A 20,882-nucleotide genomic window follows, 5' to 3' on the forward strand; every position below is an offset into this window, starting at 1 on the left:
CGTGAAGGTTTCGTGATTGCCGCACAGATGCCGATCGATATCTCAGATCCGAGATATTGTGCTCGTATGACGGTGATTGACGACACCCAGACCTCACTCGCGGAGATCGGCACTCTCATTCGCGGTGCGCGCCAGAACAGGGGCCTGACCCAGACTCAGCTCGCGGAGCGCCTCAGCACCAGTCAGAGCGCGATCGCCCGGATCGAGCAAGGCAGCCAGAACCTCTCGGTCGAGCTGCTCGCCCGGATCAATGGCGCACTGGATGCGGACCTGCTCTCCATCGGGACACCTCGCGCCGCCCACCTGCGGGTGACCGGTGGTCAGCAGCTCTCTGGGACGATCACCGTGAAGTCCTCCAAGAACGGTGCGGTCGCCCTGCTGTGTGCCTCCCTGCTGAACCGGGGTCGGACCACGTTGCGTCAGGTCGCCCGGATCGTGGAGGTGGACCGGATCGTGGACGTCTTGCGCTCGATCGGGGTCCGTGCCACGTGGTCCGCCGACGGGAAGGACCTCGAGATCGTGCCCCCGGCGGAGCTGGATCTGAGCGCCATCGATGAGGAAGCGGCTCGCCGCACCCGCAGCATCATCATGTTCCTCGGTCCGTTGCTGGGCCGGGAGAGCGCTTTCAACCTGCCCTATGCGGGCGGTTGCGACCTCGGCACCCGCACGGTGGAGCCCCACATGATCGCCCTGCGTCCGTTCGGACTCGACGTGGTGGCCACGGCCGGCCAGTACGAGGCCACCGTGCAGCCCGACCGGCCCAATGAGATCACGGTGGTGCTCACCGAGCGCGGCGACACCGTGACCGAGAACGCGCTGATGGCTGCGGCACGCCACCCCGGTGTCACGACCCTGCGCAACGCCAGCCCGAACTACATGGTGCAGGATCTGTGCTTCTACCTGGAGCTGCTCGGGGTACGGATCGAAGGCATCGGCACCACGACGCTTCGCGTGCACGGGCTGGCCGATATCGACGCTGACGTCGAGTACGCCCCCGGGGAGGACCCCGTGGAGGCGATGAGCCTCATCACCGCCGGGATCGTCACCGACTCGGAGATCACGGTGGCCCGGGTGCCGGTGGAGTTCATGGAGATCGAGCTTGCCACCCTGGCCGAGATGGGGCTGCGCTACACCCTCTCTCCGGAGTACCCGGCGGCGAACGGCCGCACCCGGCTCGTGGATGTGACCGTGCGCCCGAGCGAACTGCAGGCCCCGATCGACAAGATCCACCCGATGCCGTTCCCCGGCCTGAACATCGACAACCTGCCCTTCTTCGCCGTGATCGCTGCGGCCGCCTCGGGAACGACGTTGATCCACGACTGGGTCTACGACAACCGGGCCATCCACCTCACCGACCTGACCCGGCTGGGCGCTGACGTTCGGCTGCTCGACCCGCACCGGCTCGACGTGACCGGCCCGACTCGCTGGTCCGGAGCCGAGGTGAGTTGCCCTCCGGCGCTGCGTCCCGCCGTCGTGATTCTGCTCGGCATGTTGGCGGCGAAGGGTACCTCGGTGCTCCGTAACGTCGACATCATTGCCCGAGGCTATGAGCAGCTGCAGGAACGGCTGATCGAGCTCGGCGCGCAGATCGAGACGTTCCGCGACTGAGCCCGGCTGGTCAGATCGAGCCGATGACCTCCACCTGGCGAGCCTTCCCGTCCGCCAGGGCGTACTCCAGACCCACGATCGCGCAGCGCCCTTCCTCGACCGCCGTCGCGAGCGTGGCGGAGTAGGAGTGCAGCATCCGGACTGTGGCGCGCACATGCTCGGACTGAAGGTTCTCCAGGTCCGGCAGACGGACGGTCCGAGGATCATCGGTGGCCGCGCGGACGCCGTCAGGGCTCCCGGCACCGGTGACCAGGCTCGGGATCACCCGGTCCACCACGGCGCGGACGAAGTTCGACGGCAGATCACCGGTGGTCAGCGCCTGGTTGGCGGCCGCGATCGCACCACAGCTGTCGTGCCCGAGCACCACCACCAGCGGTGCACCCAGCACATCGACGCCGTACTCGATCGACCCGATCACTGTGGTGTCCACGACGTGCCCGGCGGTCCTTACCACGAACAGGTCACCCAGGCCGCGGTCGAAGATGATCTCTGCGGCCACCCGGGAGTCCGAGCATCCGAACAGCACCGCGAACGGGTACTGGGCGGAGGAGAGCTCGGCCCGGCGCTGAGCGTCCTGACTGGGATGAGCCATCTCCCCGGAGATGAATCGGGTATTGCCCTCCTGAAGGGCTGCCCATGCTTCGGCGGGGGTCGCGGGACGGTCGTTCGCGGTCATCCGACTACCTCGTTCTCCAGCTCCTTGCGGGTCGGGGGGTTCGCTCCCGCTCGGGAGACGACGATCGCCGCGATGCGCGCCGCGCGTTCCATCGCGGTGCGCAGGGTGTCGGCGTCGATGAGGGTGAGGGCGTCCCGACGCTTCGCACCGAGCAGCCGGGCGGTCCACAGGGCATCCAGCAGCCCGCTCATATAGGAGTCGCCGGCGCCCACGGTGTCCACGACGTCCACCCGCGGTGCGGGCACCTCCACCTCCACACCGGTTGCGGTGACCCCGACCGAGCCCGTACCGCCACGGGTGAGGATCACGACGGACGGGCCGGACCGGGACCAGCGGCGGACCGCGTCGATGTCGTCGTCATCGGGATAGAGCCAGGCGATGTCCTCGTCGGACACCTTGACGACGTCGGCCAGGCTCACCAGGTGCTCGATGTGCCCGCGCACACTGTCGGCGGCGCCCATGATGGTGGGACGCGCGTTCGGGTCGTAGCTGATCGTGGCATGCTCGCGAGCGGCCGCCGCGATCTCCGCCACGGCGGCGCCGCCGGGCGCCAAGGTGGCGCCGATGGAGCCGGAGTGCAGGACGGCGACGGTGTCGTCGAGCGCGACCTCGGGCACCCGAGAGGTGAGGTCGAAAGTATAGGTGGCGCTGCCGTCGGCGGCGAGCGTCGCCTGAGAGGTGGAGGTGCGCTCGGCATGGTCCGAGCCCGGGACGAGGTGAACGCCACTGGCGGTGAGGTGGTCACTGACCAGCCTGCCGCGGGCGTCCTTGCCGAGCCAGGTGGCGAGCTCGGTGTGCCGCCCCAGCCGGGCCAGGCCGAGCGCCACGTTGGCGGGAGACCCACCCGGGTGCTCGGTGACGGTGCCGTCGGCCGCATGGACCACGTCCACCAGTGCCTCGCCGATCACCAACGCGTGGGTCATCGCTGTGTCTCCTCGTCTTCGTCCGGTGTGCCTTCGGGGCCTGAGTTCTCGAGTCGCGGTCCGTCGCCGTCGCTGCCCTCACCCTCCCGAGCGCTCTGCGCGGCCGCGAGCCGGTCACGGGCAGTGTCGAGCCATGCCTGGCAGCGGTCGGCGAGGGCCTCGCCGCGTTCCCACAGTGTCAACGACTCTTCCAGGGACGCGGCGCCGCTCTCCAGCTTGCCGACCACGTCCACGAGCTCGTCACGTGCTTGCTCGTAGCTCAGGGTGGAGACGTCGGGGGCAGCAGTCACGGGGGTTATCCAATCACGTCGTGGAGTCACGGGTCGGGCCGATGTCACGGACCGAAACGGTGAGGGCGCCATCAGCGACCAGTGCGGTCAGCGAGTCGCCGACGGCGACGTCCTGCGGTGCGCGCACGACGGCGCCGTCGTCGGACCGCAGCACGGCGTACCCACGGCGCAGGGTGGCCTCAGGGGAGAGGGTGCGCAACGCCGTCCGGAGATGGCCCACCTCGCTGCGGCCACGCTCCAGGCGTGCGCTGAACGCAGCCCGGGCTTCGATCCGGAGCCGCTCGAGGGTCTCGCGACGGGCCGTGACCAGTACCTCGGGCCGGGCCAGTACCGGTCGCGAACGCAGGGCGGTCAGTCGTTCGGACTCCAGGGCCACCCGGCGGTGGATGGCGCGTGCCATCCGCTCGCGGGCCTGATCGATGCGGGTGAGCTCGGCAGCGACGTCCGGCACGATGTGCTTGGCGGCGTCGGTGGGCGTGGAGGCCCGATAGTCGGCCACCAGGTCCAGCAGTGGGCAGTCTGTCTCGTGCCCGATCGCGGCGACCAAGGGCGTGCCGCAGGCAGCGGCGGCGCGCACGAGCGTCTCGTTGGAGAACGGCAGCAGATCCTCGACCGAACCACCACCGCGGGCCACCACGATCACGTCCACATCCGGGTCGGCGTCCAGCTCGGCGATCGCCGCGGAGACCTCACGCACGCTGTTCGGGCCCTGAACGGCGACCTCCCGCAGCTCGAACTGAACCTGCGGCCACCGAGCGCGTGCATTGACCAGAACGTCGTGCTGGGCCTTGGCCTCGCGACCGCTGATCAGCCCGACCCGGGCAGGAAGGAACGGTAGCGGCCGCTTGCGATCGACATCGAAGAGACCCTCGGCGGCGAGCACCCGCTTCAACTGTTCGATCCTGGCGAGCAGTTCGCCCAGGCCGATCGCGCGGATGTCCGTGGCACGCAGGCTCAACGTGCCCCGCTTGGTCCAGAAGGACGGCTTGGCATGCACCACCACGTGCGCCCCCTCTTCCACGGGAGTGCTCATGCTCTGGAGGATGCGCTTGAGCATCGTCACGTTCAGGGACATGTCCACATCGGTGTCGCGCAGGGTGAGGTAGGCGGTCGCCGAGGCATTGTGCCGGTTGACCTGGACGAGCTGCCCCTCCACCCAGACAGGTGCCATCTTGTTGACGTAGTCGGCGATCTTCGACGAGAGCAGCCGCACGGGCCACGGCCGCTCGGCCGTGGTCTCCAGGGCCCGGGCGGGCAGGTCGCTGGGCGCCGGGACACCGGATGGATCGGACGTGCTCATGCTCCTAGGGTGCCGTATCGCACCGACGGTCGGTGCTGTGACGCGGACACCGGGCGTCTCCTCCTCGCTGGGGAGCCGGCGGCAGCACAATCACCCGGACGGCGGATGTGCCGGTGCCCCTGCCTCGCCAGGCTGGACCCATGACACTCCCAACCCCACAGGCGCGCCGTGGACCGGTCAGTTCGTCCGAGCGTGCCCTCGCACCGGACCTCGCGCGCGGGTTCATGCTGCTGCTGATCGCCCTGGCGAACACCCCGTGGTTCCTGTACGGGCAGGACACGAACGGGGTGTCGGCACACCCCACGGACGGGTCAGTGCTCGACCGCGTGGTGCAGTTCCTCCTGATCGCCGCGGTCGACGCACGCATCTACCCGTTGTTCGCGTTCCTGTTCGGGTACGGCATCGTGCAGCTGTACCGCCGCCAGATCGAGGCCGGGGTGACCGATCGGGCCGCGCGGGCCATCCTGCGCCGACGGCACTGGTGGATGATCGTGTTCGGCGTCGTCCACGCCGCGCTACTGTGGTTCGGCGACATCGTCGGTGCTTACGGGCTGGTGGGTCTGGTCCTGGTGTGGATCTTCTTCCGCCGGATGGACCGCACCTTGATCGTGTGGTCGGCGGTGCTGACCGGGCTGCTGACCCTCGTCACCGTGCTGGGTCTGGTCTCGCTGCCGTTCATGCCTGCCGACATGACGATCGACCAGGGCGGCTTCGGCGACACTGCTGCGATCAATGCTGAGGAGAACTACGGGGCCTCGGTGCTGGCGCGCCTGGCGATGTGGCCGTTGATCGCCCTCGGCCAGGGCATTCTCGGACTGGTCGTGCCGGTGATGATCCTGCTCGCGTTCTGGGCGAGCAGGCGCCAGATCCTGGAGAACCCCGGTCAGCACCTCCGCCTGCTGCGCCGCACGGCAGTGATCGGGGTGAGCGTGGGACTGCTCGGTGGCCTGCCCAACGCGCTCACCCATGTGGGGGTGATCGGCATCGGCGAGCACCAGGCGTGGATCTTCACCCTGACCCAGTCGCTCACCGGCCTGTTCGGGGGTCTCGGCTATGTCGCCCTGTTCACCCTGATCGCCGCCCGTGTGCAGTCCTCGCCGGTGGCCCGCAGCGTGCCCGTGGTGGCGATCCAGGCGGTCGGCAAGCGGTCCCTGTCCAGCTATCTGGGGCAATCGGTGCTGTTCGCACCGCTGCTCAGTGCGTGGGGCATCGGGCTCGGCGCGAATCTGAACAGCGCCGGGGTGGCGGCGATCGCATGCCTCGGCTGGGTGGTGCTCGCGGTCCTGGCTTACGTGCTCGAACGGCGCGGCACTCGAGGCCCGGCCGAGGCAGTGTTACGCAGGCTCGCCTACCGCTGACGTCTCGCCGCTGACGACCGACGCGACGTTCTGGTGCCCCCGCGGCATCGTGCGCAGGGTGGCTGATCCCACAGTTGCCACCGGCTCCAGCCTGGACCCGGCACGTAGACTGCAAGAGTGACCACCTCCACCAAGCGCATCCTGCTCGCCGCCCCTCGTGGCTACTGCGCGGGGGTCGATCGGGCTGTCGAAGCCGTCGAGCAGGCCCTCGACCACTATGGGGCGCCGATCTACGTGCGCAAGGAGATCGTGCACAACAAGTTCGTGGTGGAGACGCTCTCCAAGCGCGGAGCGATCTTCGTGCACGAGACCGACGAGGTGCCCGAGGGCGCCCGGGTGATCTTCTCCGCGCACGGCGTCTCGCCCGCAGTGCACGCCCAGGCAGCCGAGCGGAACCTGGACACCATCGACGCCACCTGCCCGCTGGTGACGAAGGTGCATAAGGAAGCGGTCCGGTTCGCCAAGGACGAGTACGACATCCTGCTCATCGGGCATGACGGGCACGAAGAGGTCGAGGGCACAGCCGGGGAGGCCCCCGAGCACATCCAGCTCGTGGACGGCCCGGCCGCCGTCGACAGCGTGACCGTCCGGGACCCGGAGAAGGTGGTCTGGCTCTCCCAGACCACCCTCTCGGTGGACGAGACCATGGAGACGGTACGCCGACTCCGGGAGAAGTTCCCTGCCCTGCAGGACCCACCCAGCGACGACATCTGCTATGCCACCCAGAACCGGCAGGTCGCGGTGAAGAAGATCGCCCCCGACGCCGACGTGATGATCGTCGTGGGGTCAGCGAACTCGTCGAACTCGGTGCGTCTGGTGGAGGTGGCGCTGGAAGCCGGCGCCCGATCCGCCTACCGTGTGGACACCGCCGATGGACTGGACCCGTCCTGGTTCGAAGGGGCCACCAGCGTGGGTCTGAGCTCGGGCGCCTCAGTGCCGGAGATCCTCGTGCGTGACGTGATCACCCAGCTCGGTGAGTGGGGCTTCGGCGAGGTGGACGAGGTGCGCACCGCGACCGAGGATCTGATGTTCTCCTTGCCGCGCGAACTGCGGGCCGACCTGAAGAAGGCCGGCCAGCCCGTACCCCGTCCGGCGCGGGGCTCGCGTCGCTCGTTGGACGTCTCCGCTACCTGACGGCGTCCCTCGCCTGGGACAGGTATGTCACCAGGCCTTGTGGTGCGTCACCTGGCCTGGAAGTTCCCGTGCCTGGGTGACCTGTGCGGCGTCGTGTTCTCTTGTGGCCGCGACGCCCTGCGCCCGCTGCGTCAGGCCCGCTTGGAGCGCGCGCCACGCGCTGCATCGGTCGAGCCGCCCTGGGCGCGTGTGGCTTTGTCGGCGTCGCGAGACGCGTCCTTGACGAGTGAGGCGATCTCCGGGTCGGACTCCAGGGTCAGCCCGTCGAGCGGGAGGGGTGTGGTGGGTTCGCGCACCGGCAGCTGGGCGGGGCCACTGTCTTCGCGCGCCTCAGGCGACTCGTACGCGTCCGGCTTCTGCGCCGGTGTGGCGAGCACCTCCAGCGGCGGGTGGCTGGTGAGCTCGGGCTCCAGACCCTGCAGGGCACTGAACCGCCGTGCCTGGGTGATCACCTGGGAGTCCAGCGACCGGTTGAAGGCGTTGTAGGCCTCCACGGTGGAGTTCAGGCGCTTGCCGAGCGTGGTGAGGTGCTTGCCCAGGGTGCCGAGACGCTTGTGCAGCTCGCGACCGACCTGGAACACCTGCTCCGCCTCGGCAGCGAGCCGCTCCTGACGCCAGGTGTAGGCCACCGTGCGCAGCAGCGCCACCAGGGTGGCCGGAGTGGCGAGCACGACGTTGCGCTCGAACGCCCGCTCCATCAGACCCGGATCCTGCTCCAGGGCGGCCTGCAGGAAGGACTCGGCGGGCAGGAACATCACCACGAACTCGGGGGTGTGCTCGAAGTGCTCCCAGTACGCCTTCGCGCCGAGTGAGTCCACGTGGTCGCGCACGTGCCGGGCGTGCGCCTTGAGGCGTTCGGTGCGCACCGAGTCCTCCCGCGCTTCCATCGCCTCGAGGTAGCCGTTGAACGCGACCTTGGCATCGACCACCACCCGCTTCTCGCCGGGAAGGGTGACGATCAGATCGGGGCGCAGGACACCGTCGTCGGTGGTGACGGACTCCTGCTCCACGAAGTCGACGTGTTCGATCATCCCGGCCACCTCGACCACCCGGCGCAGCTGGAGCTCACCCCAGCGTCCACGTACCTGCGGCGCCCGCAGTGCCGTGACGAGCTGGCTGGTCTCCTGGCGCAGGTACTCCGAGTCCGATCGCATCTGCGTCACCTGCTCGGCCAGGGTGGCGTGAGCCTCGGTGCGCGACTTCTCGGCCGCGTCCATCCCGGACTTGACCTCAGTGAGGGTGCGGGTGAGGGGTTCCACCAGCGTGCGCACCGCCTGCTCACGCTTGGCGAGCTCCGCCGTCGAGGCCTCCTGGGCGCGGGTGAAACGTTCCTCGGCCTGCTTGAAGAATGCCTCCTGGGTCTGTGCGAGGACCTTGGCCGAGAGGGACTCGAACTCGTCCGACATCCGCTTGGCGTCCGTGCGCAACTCATCCAGACGCTCGGCGGCGCGGGTACGTTCCGCGTCGATCTCCGCGCGCAGCGCCTGTCGTTCCCGCTCGAAGGCGGCCCGCTCCACGTCGGAACGCTCATCGGCTGCCCGCTCGGCCGCCGTCAGGGCTCGCGTGTGAGACTCGCGCTCGACGGCGAGCCGTTCGGTGAGCACCGGGACGTGCCCAGCCTGAGTCTCGGCGGACTCGAGGCGCTGGGTGAGCCGCGCGATCTCGTCGGCTCCCGGGGCGGCTCGACGGGCGAGCAGGACGCCGGCGACCGCCCCGAGGGCGAGGCCCACGAGCATGGCCAGAATCACGAGCAGGATGTCCATGTCCCACACGGTGCCACGTGCCACCGACATTGCCCGTCCGGGCACGCCGCGCAGGCCCGCCGGGCTCCACTTCCAGGATGAGTCGGAGCGGGGAAATCACTCGCTCGGCGGATCCGGTTCCGGCCGCACGGCCCGTACCTTGGTGTTCATGTCCGACCCGTTCGCACCACCCCCTGCCGGGGCACCGCCCCACACCGGCCACGACGCCCCGCAGCGCGCCGACACGCCCACGGCGTCGCCGTCGCCGGCCGCCCCTGACCCGTCGGCCGCATTGTCGATCCGCGGGCTGTGGAAGCGGTTCGGGCAGAAGACCGCCGTCGCCGGCATCGACCTGGACGTCCCGCGTGGGTCGTTCTTCGGCTTCGTGGGCCCGAACGGGGCCGGCAAGACCACCACACTGTCCATGGCCACCGGACTGCTGCGACCCGACGCCGGGGCTGTCATGGTCAACGGCGCCGACTTCTGGGCCGACCCGGACGCGGGTAAGGCCCAACTCGGTGTACTGCCAGACGGGGTGCGGCTGTTCGACCGGCTCACCGGTCTGCAACTGCTCACCTATGCCGGACTGCTCCGCGGGATGGAGCGCGACATGGTCGCCGAGCGCTCCGAGGACCTGCTGCGTGCACTCGACCTCACGGCCGACAAGAACACCTTCGTGGTGGACTACTCCGCCGGCATGACCAAGAAGATCGCCCTGGGCTGCGCATTGATCCACGCACCGCGCATCCTCGTGCTGGATGAGCCGTTCGAGGCTGTGGACCCGGTCTCGGCGGCGAACATCAGGGACATGCTCAGCGACTACGTCCGCTCCGGCGGCACCGTGATCGTGTCCTCACACGTGATGGACCTGGTGCAGCGGATGTGTGACCACGTGGCCGTGATCGCAGACGGTCACATCCGAGCGGCGGGCACCATCGACGACGTCCGCGCCGGAGGGTCCTTGGAAGACCGGTTCGTCGAGCTCGTCGGCGGCCGGCAGCAGACGGAGGGACTGGCGTGGTTGCGCACTTCGTCCGACTCCGCCTGACCCTGCTGGCGAACACCTTCCGCAGGAGCGTGTGGCAGACCATCGGCTACATCCTGGCGATGCTGTACGCCCTCGGTGTGATCGGTACGGCGATCGTCGGTGCCGTCGCGGGAGGTGGCACCGATCCTCTGCTCACCGGCCAGGTGATCGTGCTTGTGGGTGCGCTCGCGATCCTCGGCTGGTGGATCATCCCGATCTTCGCGTTCGGGGTGGATGCCACGTTGGATCCGCAGCGATTCGTGAGCTTCGGGATCCCTCGGCGCCGGCTTCTGACCGGGCTCGCCGCGGCAGGCTTCACCTCGATTCCCGGCGCTGCCACGGTGCTGGCCGCCGTCGGGCTCGCCCTGGCCTGGTGGCGCACCCCGGCGATCGTGCCGGTCGCCGTCATCGGTGGCCTGCTGGCGGTGGCCTGCTGTGTGATCGGCTCGCGCGCCCTGACGACCGTGCTCGCCCCGTTGTTGGAGTCGCGCCGGTACCGCGAGGTCCTGGCCATCGTCGCGCTCGTGCCGATCGTCATGATCGGGCCTGCGATCAGCACGATCCCCGCCTACTTCGACGACGGCTCCGTCTCCGCGGAGCAGGCGCGCGTGCTGATCAGCGACGTCGCTCAGATCGCTGCATGGACGCCGTTCGGTGCCCCGTGGGGTATCGCGGCTGCCATCCACGACGGCGCATGGGGCCTGGCCGGTGCACGGCTCGCCATCGTCTTGCTCACCCTGACGGTGCTCTGGGTGGTGTGGGATCGAGCGCTGGCACGGTCCTTGGTCACCCCGCCCACGGCGGGCTCCGGCGGGCGTGGCAAGGGCTTGGGCTGGTTCGATCGGCTCCCGGCTACTCCGACCGGTGCGGTGGCGGCGCGTGCGTTGACCTACTGGATCCGCGATCCGCGCTACTCCTCGTCACTGGCCGTGATTCCGCTGCTGCCCATCATTCTGGTGGTGGCCGGCGGTGGCGCATTCTCCGAACTCCTGCTCATCGTGGGGCCATTGGTCGGCTGGATCCTGGGTTTCACGATCTCCAGCGACATCTCGTTCGACCACACCGCGTTCGCGCTGCACGTCTCCACGGGAACGTCGGGCCGTGCCGACCGGGCCGGGCGAGCGATGGCGATCGGCATCCCCGGTGCGGTTCTGGTAGTGATCTTCGCCGTGGTGTCGATCATCGTGACCGACCGCTGGGACCTGGCGCCCCTGGTACTGGGTGTCTCGTTCGGGATGCTCGGTGTGGGGCTGGGCGTGTCCAGCGTGGTCTCGGCGCGGATGATCTACCCCGTGGTGAAGCCTGGGGAGAGCCCGTTGAAGCAGCCGCAGGGCGCGGCGATGGCCACCATGGTGGCGCAGGGCCTCGGCCTGCTCGTCGTCATGGCTCTGTCCCTCCCGTTCCTGGTGACGGCGGTCCTCACCCTCGCGGTGTCCCTCACCTTCGGGTGGGTCACCTTGGCGCTCGGTGTGGTGATCGGCGCCGTGGTGTGCGTCGCCGGGATCCGGATCGGTGGACGCTGGTACGACCGGCGCACCCCGGAGATCCTGCAGCAGGTCCTCGCCCAGGCGTAGGCGCCCGTAGACTCGTCTCCCGTGGCTCTTACTATTGGTATCGCTGGCCTGCCCAACGTGGGCAAGTCCACCCTGTTCAACGCGCTCACCCGCGCCACCGCTCTCGCGGCGAACTATCCGTTCGCCACGATCGAGCCGAATGTGGGGGTGGTGCCGTTGTCGGACGAGCGGTTGGGCACGCTGGCGGAGATCTTCGCCAGCGAGAAGATCCTGCCGGCCACCGTCTCGTTCGTGGACATCGCCGGTATCGTCAAGGGCGCGAGCGAGGGGGAGGGGCTCGGCAACAAGTTCCTCGCGAACATCCGCGAGGCAGACGCGATCTGCCAGGTGACCCGCGCCTTCGCCGACCCCGACGTGGTGCACGTGGACGGCAAGGTCTCGCCGAAGGACGACATCGAGACCATCAACACCGAGCTGATCCTCGCGGACATGCAGACCTTGGAGAAGGCTCTGCCGCGGCTGGAGAAGGAGGTCCGCGGGAAGAAGACCGAGCAGGCCGTGCTGGACACGGCCCAGGGTGCGCTGGCGTTGCTCGAGGCGGGCACGACGATCGCGGCCGGCGGTGCGGCGGCCGGACTCGACCCGGAGATCGTCCGGCAGTTCTCCCTGCTGACGGCCAAGCCGTTCATCTACGTCTTCAACACCGACGACGACGGCCTGGCGGACGAGGCGATGCAGGCTGAACTGCGTGAGCTGGTGGCCCCGGCGCAGGCGATCTTCCTGGACGCGAAGTTCGAGGCGGAGCTGGTGGAGCTGGAACCGGACGAGGCCGCTGAGATGCTCGCCGAGTCCGGTCAGGACGAGTCCGGGATGGATCAGCTTGCCCGCGTCGGGTTCGACACCCTCGGGTTGCAGACCTACCTCACCGCCGGCCCGAAGGAATCGCGGGCCTGGACCATCGGCAAGGGGTGGACCGCCCCGCAGGCCGCTGGGGTGATCCACACCGACTTCGAACGCGGATTCATCAAGGCTGAGGTGGTCTCCTTCGATGACCTCGTGGCCGCCGGCTCGATGGCCGAGGCGAAGTCGCGCGGGCGGGTGCGGATCGAGGGCAAGGACTATGTGATGGCCGACGGCGACGTGGTGGAGTTCCGCTTCAACGTGTGAGGTCCTGGGGTTGGTGCGCGTCGGCAATGACCGAGTGTGTGTCGGGCAAGCCCGGGCCGACGCGTTATTGATGGTCCGGACTAGTTCTGCGCCAGCTCTTGATCGTTTTGTACAGGAGCCACAACGGCACGATCAGCCAGATGAGGGTGATGGGTAAAGGTTCTTCTCCATCGACGCCGACGACTCCAACGGCCACGATGCCGGCAGTGAGTAATCCGATGACGATGAGCTGAATCGTCACTATTGCCCAGGACATTGCTCCGACTGCGGCGTTCTGGGCGCGCGAGAGTTGCAGCGCGGGGCTGGAACCAGTTGATGGGCGGTTCCCAGCTTGAGGATTGCGGAGAGTGATCTCGATCTTGCCGTCTGACAGGAGCGTGAGCTGCTGCAGGTCGGGTCCGGTGATCTTCCACGCCACTAGGCCGGGAACCGCGGGGACGTGGATCACGCGGCCCCCGACCGTGAAGGAGAGCGTACGGCCCACCGTGAAATCGGCCAGGGGAGTGCCGCGGTAGTGGGCCTGCAGGCGGTCGACCATACGACGGTCTTGGCCCCCGGAACTGCTGATGGGGCCATCGGGAGCCTGATACGTCCAATCGCCGTAGATCCGCAGCTTCCACCCTTCGGCGGTGTCAATGATGAGGTTCTCGTCAGTGAGAGCGAATTGTTGGGCAGTCAGGGACATGGGCAGCACGTTCTCCGGAGTCAGATCCTCTAGGCTGAGATGCTCGGAGCTCATCGTTGTTTCATTTCCTTGGCCATTGCCACTCTGAAGATGAGAGCAATGATCCCGGCGAAGATGGCCCCGCCGATGACGCCGATCATGGCGAACACCAGTACGTCGCCCGCGGCGATACCGCCGATCAGCATTGTGACAAAGAAGAGGACGAAGAATCCGACCGGTAGCCATCGCTGGAGGTGCCGCAAGAAGGTGCGTCCGGCGCGCTCCCGCGCCGCTTCCCGGTCAGGCTTCGGTGGCGTCCCGAACCACAGGGCGTAGCTGGGCAGTTGACGTGGGTGGCCGCCGAAGAGCCAGTCCTCAGCTGCCGTGGCGAAAGACTCGGACCCCGGAGAAGCTGGCTCGCCCTCCCAGCCCCACAGGTCTTCCTCGAACGGCAGGCGATCGCCCCAGCCGAAGCTTTCGATGTCCTCGGCGTTCGGCTCATCCTGATCGGAGAACTCGACCTTGCGGCCCACACCCTCCCTGCTCGAATCCCGATACTCGAAGCTCACGTAGTCGTTGCCGGTAACCAGCGTGGCGGTGACGCTGTCGAACCCTTCCGGTGGCGTGGGGTGCCGCTCGCTGATGTCCTCGCCGGAGGTGATGACGACGCCGTCGTTCCACGCCCCGAAGCAGACCCGCGGGGTGTACCCCGTTGCCTCGGTGAGGTGGATGTCGTCGTTCCCGAGAATCTGGCGTGCCTGCGCCTGTGCCTGCTCGATGGGCAACAAGGGAAGCGCGACGGCCTCGGCCGGGTGAGTGCGGGTCCAGGAGAGGGTGTGCCAAGCCATGAATCGCCTCTCAGAGATTTAGGGGCTTCAGGTTTGGGGCCTTCGGCCCGCCGGGTAGTCCGGGCAGGTCCTCCGGTACTGGCCCGAGGGCAACCAAGTCGCTGATGAATTCAAGGGGGCGGGCGCTACGCAGGAAGCCGCCACGGCGGGGCGGGGTAAAGGGCTGCGCGAAACGCAGCGAGTCCTCAAGGGCATAGCTATAGCCCTCAAACTGCAGCACGTGCTCGGGCTTGCCATTGAGGGGCATGGTCACTTCAGTGATGAGCGCCCCCACGCTGAAGTCGACGCTATGGTTCACCAAGAACTCGCGAGCGACGGCGGCCTCCTCGACCACGTCACCGTCGTAGGCCTGCAGGAACCCGTGCATCTCAGCGGGCGCGTCATTGACTCCCTCGAGCGACCGGTACATGACGATCGCGCTCAACCGCCCGCGGGCATCGCGCTCGCCGTCCTCGATGAGCTGGCGGACCTGCCCTAGGCAATCTACGACGTGTTGCGCGATCTCCTGCTGGCTCTGCGTCAGTGGCGAATCTGGTCCGACGCCGGAGACGGCGCCGTCCGGCAGGGACTCGGGCGTCGGATCGCCTGAGGACCGTGGTTCAGGTGAGTTCATGATGAGCTCCGGTGGGTTAGCTGCCGCAGGTCAGCTGGGGCTAGTGCGTTGATCTTCTTGTCCGAGATGGTCAACACATTATGGATTCTTCGTGCCAGAGGAAACTCGTGAGGGGGTACGACAGATCATGCCCAGCCGAGGCGGTTGGGGCCGACCAGACGGTGCAAGCCCAGTTCAGTCGCATGATCCCGCGGCATGCACCGCCTCCGCGTCCCCGTGGGCGAGACGTTTCTACGTGTGGCGACGTGGTGGAGTTCCGGTTTAACGTCTAGCGTTATTGACGCGTGGCCTCGTGCACCGGTTGCGTGATCAGATCGTTCGGGAGCAGGGACACCGAGCGGATCTGGCGCGAGCAGTACGTCAGAGGCGTTGATCGGCTGGTGCAGCGCGCGACCTTGCGGAAGCTTGATCCGATCCATCCGGGAGAGAGCCTGATGGAGGACGTCATCGAGGGCTACGGATCACGCAGAACAAGCTGGCCGTCTCGATCCGCGTGCCGCTGCGGCGGATCAGCGAGATCGTGCACGGCGAGCGGGGAATTACCGCTGACACGGCGATCCGCCTGGCGCGATACTTCGGGACGTCCGAGGAGCTCTGGACGAACCGGTAGTCGAACTACGAGCTGCGGCTGGAACGTCGCACGCTGCACGACACGGTCGCTGCGACCAGTCCGCTGAAGGTCGCGTGAGCGTTGGTCCAGAACGTCGACTCGTTCGAAAGGTCGTCGGCAATGTGGTCAGCGACGGACGGCTGTTGGTGTTCACTCATGACGATGCTCCCCTCAAGATCGTCGGTGGTCATTTCGGGAAGTCGACGTCGCCGTCCTCATCCGCCGATTCGAGGGCGCGCCGTCGCCGAGAACGACGCGCTTCAGCAATCCCGGCGATGATGTTCCACAGAGCGTATGCGAACAGGCCTCCGGCCCCGATTCCCACGATCCACCCGCGGTGTTCCCCATTCACCACATTGTTGACCCAGCCCAGGTACGGGATCGAGTACGCCACCCGTCCCTGGACCTGGACCGAACGGACCGGATCAGGGTCGGGGTCGGCGTTGTTGTCCCCCTGCGTGATGAAGCGCGGACCGTCCTCGTCGGGGCTCGCCACTCCGACCACGCGATGGGTGATGACCTCCGGTTCACCGGACCGGATCTGATATGTGATCACGTCGCCGACGGCGATCTCGTCCACGTCCACGGGGAACACGACGATCAGTGTCCCTGGAGGCGCCGCCGGACTCATGGAATTGGTGAGCACGGTCAAGGGAACTCCGCCGCCGAGCCTCGGGATCACCAGTGCGAATGTCGCGAGCGCGACGACGCCGAGCGCGAGGGCGATGCTGAGGACGAGTGCCACCCAACGCAGCGCGCCGCGGAGTCCGTCCCGTCTTTGCTTCGCCGCGGCGTGCTCTCGTCGGGCCCGTCGGGTCAGGTGCACGAACTGTCTCGCCGACGGCGCTTGCGCACGAGAACCATCGTCGACGCTCCGGTCAGCACCAGTGCCGCTCCGATCACCAGGGCTGTGAATGGCACGTCTGTGCCGGTGTAGGCGAGGTGATCCTCGTCCTGGTCGGGCGGATCTGAGCCGAGCACAGGGAAATCCCTGCCCCGCTCGCACCTCTCCGGCCATGGCGCACCCGCCGCCGTGTCGCGGATCGACGCTGTGAGCGAGAACCGAACCGTCTCCTGCTGCGCAACTTCGGCAGGGACGTCACGAAGCCCGACGCTCAGATCGATGCGCACGGACTCGCCACTGGCCAACTCGAGTGTCGGAACCACGACGGAACAGGGTGTCAGTTCGTCTGCGGTCGCCGTCGTCTCGTCTCCCGTGCGAGCTTCACGTGATGTGATCTCGAAGTTCTGTGCAAGCTCGGGTGAGGACAGTTCGATGTCGTCGACGACGACACGCAGTTCGCCGTCGACCTCGGAATCGTTCCGCAGCCACACGCTGCGGGTTTCGCTCCCCTGCGGCACCAATGCCGGGGGGTGCACGAACACCGGGCGGTCTGTCTCGGCGGCGTAGGTGGTGCCGTCCAAGCTGATGAGGAGCTCGTCGTCGGTGACGGCTGTGGCGGGCGATGCTACGAGACTCGCCGCCGTTGCGAGCATCATTGCCGTACCGAAGAAGTGCCTGAAGTTCATGGCACCGTCACATTCACCTGGTGTGACCATTCGGAGAACCGACCTCCGTCGTCGACGGCCCGCACCTGAAAGGAGTGGTCACCCTCCGGGGTGCCGGTCACGGTGTACGACGTGGCGGTGCCGTTCACGGTCCCCACCTCTGTCGTGCCGTTGCGCCGGATCTGGTATCCGTCGATGCCGGATGCTGCGGTGGACGGGTCCCAGGTGAGCGGCACGTCCGTGGACGTCACCTGACCGTTGGTCCGGAGGTCTGACGGAGTCGTCGGTGCCATGGAAACGGTGGCGTCGTATGCGAGGCTGTTGTTGTTGCTCCCGGTGTCGGCAGTCGTTCCGCTCAGAGCGGCATCCACTGTCATGGTGCGGGGGTCCTCCTCCGCGGTGAAACTGGAGGGAATCGTTCCCGAGACCCAGAAGCGTCTGGTCTCTCCCGAAGGAATGTCCCCCAGGGGGCAGGTCGCGGACGAACCGTCGAGGGTGCACTCCACCGGGCTGGTGCCGGCGTCGTTCGATGTCGAGTACTGCACGTGGACGTCGGTGAGTTCCGAGGGAATCGACAACGTCGCCGACGAATCCGTCGCCGGATCCGGTCCATTGTTGGTTCCGCGGAAGGTCCAGGTCGCAGTCCGCCCAGCTGTGGCATTCAGCGGCGTGGTCAGGGCGGATACGGAGAGGTCGGCATTCGAAGCCTCCGAGTCCACCTGTCCACTCGACTCCTCCATCGGTGGGCTCGACGCCTCCACCTCGATCGGGGCGTTCGTCGGGTCCGCGTCAATCGACCAGTCCGGCGCAAGCTGGCTCGCGGTACTGACCTGTGGCTGATAGTCGATCGTCGATCCTGCTGCACTGGACTGGATCGTGGCGTCGAACGTGACAGTGATCGTTGAGTCCGGGAAGATCCGGCCGGCCGGGATCTGATTCAGTGGCCGGTCGCCGATCGGCGCGGTGATCTCCCGGGTCGCGGAGTCGTAGGTCGCCGTCGACGCGCCGGTCTGATCATCCTTCTCGGGGTCGGTGATCTCCAACGTCCCCGGAACGAGCTCGAGCGAGGGCGGCAGTGTGTACGCGTACGACGTACCGACCCCCGGCGCGTCGCCGGTGTTCGTGATGGTCGTCGCGTATCGAACGCGATCACCGGGGACATAGCTTCCGCTCGTGCCGCCGACCTCCGTCACCGTCGACGACGAGTCCAGGCACGGACCCACACCGAAGGCGACCGCATCCATGAGGTTCCCGGCGTCATGGTTGTTCCCCGATATGGACCGAATACTGATCGTCGTGGACGTCTGGCCCGGCGGCACGACGTACGCGCCGGAATGCACTAGCCACTTCCGCGACGTGTTGTTCGAATAATAGTCGCCCTGGGACACCATGGAGCCCGGGACTCCAATCGAGACGCGAACCGTCTCTGTCCACGAATGTCCCCTGTGGTAGAACGACCAGCCGAGGGTCTCGCCAGGTGTCGTCTCGATCGTCTGCGAGATCGTTCCCCTCGTGGTCGAGTTGAGTTCGATCAGCTGCTCGCCGTGCGGCGCGTACCGAGTGTAGTTGCTCGGATATGGCGTGTTCCAGATCTCACCCGGAATCGTATTTCCGGATGCATCCGTCCAAGTCCACGAGGTCGGCGTTGTGTGCGACCAGCTGCCGTCGCCGACTTCCGGCGACTCGAAGCCGCCGTTGGCCAGCCCTTGTCTGCCGCAACCGCTCACGTCGCCAACGCGCACGTCGCCCGCGATCGTGGCGTCGACGTTCCACAGAGCCGCTGTTGGGGTCAGCAACCCGAGCACAGTGAAGGTGGTGAGGGCAGTGACGGCGAACTGCATGGTTCTTCTGCTCATGGTCGCACCTGCTCTCCAGTGAGAGTGAGGGTGATGACCGCTGTCGCTTCTCGCACGGATGCCGGGGCGGACTCGTCCAGTCTCACCTCGAGACAGAGTTCGTCGGTTTCACCAGGGTCGAGGGACAGTGGGCTCAACGTAGTCGGAAGCGCCGTGCCTCGAGGCGTCGTCGTGCACGTCGTCCCCGTTGCCGGACGCAGTGAGACGATCGCACTCGACGCGAAATCTCCGTTCGAACTCTCGACGGTGGTCCCTTCCCAGTTCACTGAGAGCGGGACGGAACCCTCGTTCGCGATGGTCACAGGAGTACTGCGGACGACCGACCCGCCCGGATACAACCCTGCGAAATCCAGGTCGTCGACTGTGAGGGCCGTCTTCTCGTCGAGCGTCATCTCGATGGATCCCGTGTTCACGTTCGTCGCGTCGGCGGTGACCGAGTCGTTCCAGAACGCGTAGGTCCCACCGGTGGCGGCGGCGCCCACGACAAGACCTGCCGCAACCATGGCGGTCGTGGTGAGAATGGCACGGACCGGTCGTCCGCGTCGGCGTGGGTCACTCCGGGGCGTGGACCGCATCACCTGCTCCCCTCGAATCGTCGGCCACCGGCCGACCTGTTCTCCCGGTTGGTTTCGGTCCTCGGGTCGACGCTCCGGAGACCGTTGCCATCTAGCGGTTTAGGGGCGCACCTGGGTGAGGTCGAAAGCGAGTTCGTCCAGGTCGACCGCGTCGTCGACTTCCTCGCCGTAGGAATCATTGGCGCCGGTCTCCTCGTCCCCATCGAAGGTGATGGTGACCATGCCGGAGAAGGTGATCGTGGTTCCCGGGTCGTAATCGGAGTTCGGGTCGATCTCGTACGTGGTCGCATTGACCTCGGTGATCGTCGCAGAGGTCGTGCCGACCGAGTTCAGCTCGAGCTCGACCGTCACATGATCGGAGACTCCCTGCGCGATCGTGTACGAATCGGGATCGATCTGGAGCTGGGCCCGGAGGTTCTTGCCCCAGGCCGTGACCGTGAACTCCTGTTCGAAGGTGATGACATCCCCTGGAACGATCGAGTCGGTGGTGGGATCGAACGCAGTGTCGTTCTCGTCGACGTCCGGCGATGCGTCGGTCCACTGCTCCGAATCCGCTACCAGGGCGAGATCGAGATTACCGGTCGAAACCGTGCCTCCCTCGGCCGTCACGCTCTCGCTCCACAACGCGAACGTACCCGCGCCGCCCAGTAGCAGCGCGACACCGGCGCCACCGGCGATCGAGCCCTTGACGATTCTGTTCACGACATCCCCCTTTATGCGAATGTTCCACTGCTCGGCGTCCATCAGAGCGGCGTTGCCCGCTGCGTGCGATGAATGACGGTACACCCGGAGGTTTCTCCAGTAAAGTTGGCAGGTTGAGCCGATCGCATAGGGGCAATCCACGCTCTGTGTCCTCTGGGGGCGAACGTTGTCGTCGAGTCGATCGCCTCCGGGCGATCAGGGAACGGCGTGGTCGTCGTATGTGTCGACGTCGGGCCGATGATGACGAGATTCTCGGTGCTCATCGGAGTGCCCCTCGTGACGAGGACACGGTCACCGGGAGTCGTGACACCTGTGCCCGGCACACACGTGATGAGGAGACCTCACGTGTATGGGGTCGAGTCCACTGAGAGGTCGGTGGGTCGCTCGACTCTGTGGTGACAACAGCCGCTGGCCACGGGGGAGACAGTGACGGGCAGGCATGTCAGGTGCAGTGACCCGCGGCCGAGTTCCAGATGTGCGCTGTTCCACACCAACTCGGCGACGCGGCCTGTGTGGAACAGCGCATGCCTGCGAAATCGAACGCTGCCCAGCCGTCGTCGGCCGGGTGTGTCGCGACTGAGACTCGAACGGTGGCCATGCCGTCCTGGAGGTCGTGCGGGTTGAAGTGCTGGCCGTCAGTCGTCGCAGGGTCGACGCCATGTGGAGCCTGTCGGTCGGTGCCGCTCCTCGCAGCGGAGCGTGTACCCACGATGCCGTGGTGCGGAACGGACGTGATGGACCTCCGTACTCGAATGCGGTGGAGTTC

The 20,882-nt window shown here is 67.2% G+C and carries 20 protein-coding genes and 1 pseudogene; 7 read left to right on the plus strand and 14 right to left on the minus strand.

All coding sequences use genetic code 11. The features are described 5' to 3' along the window. Positions 1-66 precede the first annotated feature (66 nt). Positions 67-1,608, plus strand: a complete 1,542-nt coding sequence (locus BLU77_RS19545) for a UDP-N-acetylglucosamine 1-carboxyvinyltransferase (RefSeq protein WP_089774905.1) — start codon at positions 67-69, stop codon at positions 1,606-1,608. 10 nt (positions 1,609-1,618) lie between these two features. On the opposite strand, the gene BLU77_RS19550 is transcribed toward BLU77_RS19545, so the two are convergent. From BLU77_RS19550 to xseA, 4 genes are read right to left on the minus strand one after another with little or no spacing between them, the layout of a single operon-like run. Further along, positions 1,619-2,284 (minus strand): carbonic anhydrase, encoded by a 666-nt coding sequence (locus BLU77_RS19550; protein ID WP_089774907.1) that lies wholly within the window; start codon positions 2,282-2,284, stop codon positions 1,619-1,621. Next, entirely contained in the window at positions 2,281-3,207 is a 927-nt protein-coding gene (locus BLU77_RS19555; RefSeq protein ID WP_089774909.1) for a carbohydrate kinase family protein, read from the minus strand. Before BLU77_RS19555 ends, BLU77_RS19550 begins: the two co-directional genes overlap by 4 nt. Then, a complete protein-coding gene (locus BLU77_RS19560; RefSeq protein ID WP_089774911.1) occupies positions 3,204-3,569 on the minus strand; it encodes an exodeoxyribonuclease VII small subunit in 366 nt (121 codons plus the stop codon). The genes BLU77_RS19555 and BLU77_RS19560 overlap by 4 nt, the downstream gene beginning before the upstream one ends. Beyond that, complete coding sequence (gene xseA / locus BLU77_RS19565) at positions 3,511-4,797, minus strand: exodeoxyribonuclease VII large subunit (RefSeq protein ID WP_089774913.1); 1,287 nt, start codon at positions 4,795-4,797, stop codon at positions 3,511-3,513. Before xseA ends, BLU77_RS19560 begins: the two co-directional genes overlap by 59 nt. 140 nt (positions 4,798-4,937) lie before the next feature. Here xseA and BLU77_RS19570 point away from each other — a divergent pair, with 140 nt between their 5' ends. Together BLU77_RS19570 and BLU77_RS19575 are read left to right on the plus strand one after the other, a co-directional pair. Continuing rightward, a complete protein-coding gene (locus BLU77_RS19570) occupies positions 4,938-6,155 on the plus strand; it encodes a DUF418 domain-containing protein (protein ID WP_089774916.1) in 1,218 nt (405 codons plus the stop codon). A 117-nt stretch (positions 6,156-6,272) separates the two neighbouring features. Then, entirely contained in the window at positions 6,273-7,289 is a 1,017-nt protein-coding gene (locus BLU77_RS19575; RefSeq protein ID WP_089774918.1) for a 4-hydroxy-3-methylbut-2-enyl diphosphate reductase, read from the plus strand. 131 nt (positions 7,290-7,420) lie between these two features. Here BLU77_RS19575 and BLU77_RS19580 read toward each other — a convergent pair whose 3' ends face one another. Then, entirely contained in the window at positions 7,421-9,052 is a 1,632-nt protein-coding gene (locus BLU77_RS19580; RefSeq protein ID WP_139177861.1) for a DNA recombination protein RmuC, read from the minus strand. Between the two features lie 148 nt (positions 9,053-9,200). Here BLU77_RS19580 and BLU77_RS19585 point away from each other — a divergent pair, with 148 nt between their 5' ends. Genes BLU77_RS19585 through ychF form a run of 3 tightly spaced genes read left to right on the plus strand, consistent with a single transcriptional unit; the run spans position 9,201 to position 12,739 of the window. Further along, on the plus strand, positions 9,201-10,079 hold the full coding sequence (locus tag BLU77_RS19585) for an ABC transporter ATP-binding protein (protein WP_089776037.1): 879 nt from the start codon (positions 9,201-9,203) through the stop codon (positions 10,077-10,079). Further along, the gene (locus BLU77_RS19590; RefSeq protein ID WP_089774922.1) at positions 10,049-11,632 is read left to right on the plus strand and encodes a hypothetical protein; all 1,584 of its coding nucleotides are present in this window, start codon (positions 10,049-10,051) and stop codon (positions 11,630-11,632) included. The genes BLU77_RS19585 and BLU77_RS19590 overlap by 31 nt, the downstream gene beginning before the upstream one ends. A 21-nt stretch (positions 11,633-11,653) precedes the next feature. After that, positions 11,654-12,739 (plus strand): redox-regulated ATPase YchF, encoded by a 1,086-nt coding sequence (gene ychF, locus BLU77_RS19595; RefSeq protein ID WP_089774924.1) that lies wholly within the window; start codon positions 11,654-11,656, stop codon positions 12,737-12,739. 64 nt (positions 12,740-12,803) lie between these two features. Here ychF and BLU77_RS19600 read toward each other — a convergent pair whose 3' ends face one another. Genes BLU77_RS19600 through BLU77_RS19610 form a run of 3 tightly spaced genes read right to left on the minus strand, consistent with a single transcriptional unit; the run spans position 12,804 to position 14,864 of the window. Beyond that, positions 12,804-13,478 carry a hypothetical protein gene (locus tag BLU77_RS19600; protein WP_089774926.1) on the minus strand — a complete coding sequence of 225 codons (675 nt, stop codon included), beginning with the start codon at positions 13,476-13,478 and terminating at the stop codon, positions 12,804-12,806. Beyond that, complete coding sequence (locus BLU77_RS19605) at positions 13,475-14,251, minus strand: prepilin peptidase (protein ID WP_089774928.1); 777 nt, start codon at positions 14,249-14,251, stop codon at positions 13,475-13,477. Before BLU77_RS19605 ends, BLU77_RS19600 begins: the two co-directional genes overlap by 4 nt. 10 nt (positions 14,252-14,261) lie before the next feature. Next, positions 14,262-14,864, minus strand: a complete 603-nt coding sequence (locus BLU77_RS19610; RefSeq protein ID WP_089774929.1) for a hypothetical protein — start codon at positions 14,862-14,864, stop codon at positions 14,262-14,264. A 434-nt stretch (positions 14,865-15,298) separates the two neighbouring features. Here BLU77_RS19610 and BLU77_RS19615 point away from each other — a divergent pair. Further along, a pseudogene (locus BLU77_RS19615) lies at positions 15,299-15,552 on the plus strand (HigA family addiction module antitoxin). Here BLU77_RS19615 and BLU77_RS22275 read toward each other — a convergent pair. The 6 genes from BLU77_RS22275 to BLU77_RS19635 form a co-directional block, all read right to left on the minus strand. Beyond that, complete coding sequence (locus BLU77_RS22275; protein ID WP_175477237.1) at positions 15,480-15,665, minus strand: hypothetical protein; 186 nt, start codon at positions 15,663-15,665, stop codon at positions 15,480-15,482. The pseudogene BLU77_RS19615 and the gene BLU77_RS22275 sit on opposite strands and share 73 nt — an antisense overlap. Next, a complete protein-coding gene (locus BLU77_RS19620) occupies positions 15,662-16,219 on the minus strand; it encodes a signal peptidase I (protein WP_175477238.1) in 558 nt (185 codons plus the stop codon). Before BLU77_RS19620 ends, BLU77_RS22275 begins: the two co-directional genes overlap by 4 nt. A gap of 71 nt (positions 16,220-16,290) precedes the next feature. Continuing rightward, positions 16,291-17,004 carry a hypothetical protein gene (locus tag BLU77_RS22280; protein WP_175477239.1) on the minus strand — a complete coding sequence of 238 codons (714 nt, stop codon included), beginning with the start codon at positions 17,002-17,004 and terminating at the stop codon, positions 16,291-16,293. Further along, positions 17,001-18,839 (minus strand): fibronectin type III domain-containing protein, encoded by a 1,839-nt coding sequence (locus tag BLU77_RS19625; protein WP_089774932.1) that lies wholly within the window; start codon positions 18,837-18,839, stop codon positions 17,001-17,003. The genes BLU77_RS22280 and BLU77_RS19625 overlap by 4 nt, the downstream gene beginning before the upstream one ends. Then, positions 18,836-19,414 carry a TasA family protein gene (locus BLU77_RS23280; protein WP_089774934.1) on the minus strand — a complete coding sequence of 193 codons (579 nt, stop codon included), beginning with the start codon at positions 19,412-19,414 and terminating at the stop codon, positions 18,836-18,838. The genes BLU77_RS19625 and BLU77_RS23280 overlap by 4 nt, the downstream gene beginning before the upstream one ends. A 99-nt stretch (positions 19,415-19,513) precedes the next feature. Beyond that, positions 19,514-20,116: an alternate-type signal peptide domain-containing protein gene (locus BLU77_RS19635; RefSeq protein ID WP_175477241.1), complete on the minus strand. Its 603-nt coding sequence runs from the start codon at positions 20,114-20,116 to the stop codon at positions 19,514-19,516. Between the last annotated feature and the right edge of the window lie 766 nt (positions 20,117-20,882).

It is taken from the genome of Ruania alba, from assembly GCF_900105765.1.
Taxonomy (GTDB): Bacteria; Actinomycetota; Actinomycetes; order Actinomycetales; family Beutenbergiaceae; genus Ruania; species Ruania alba.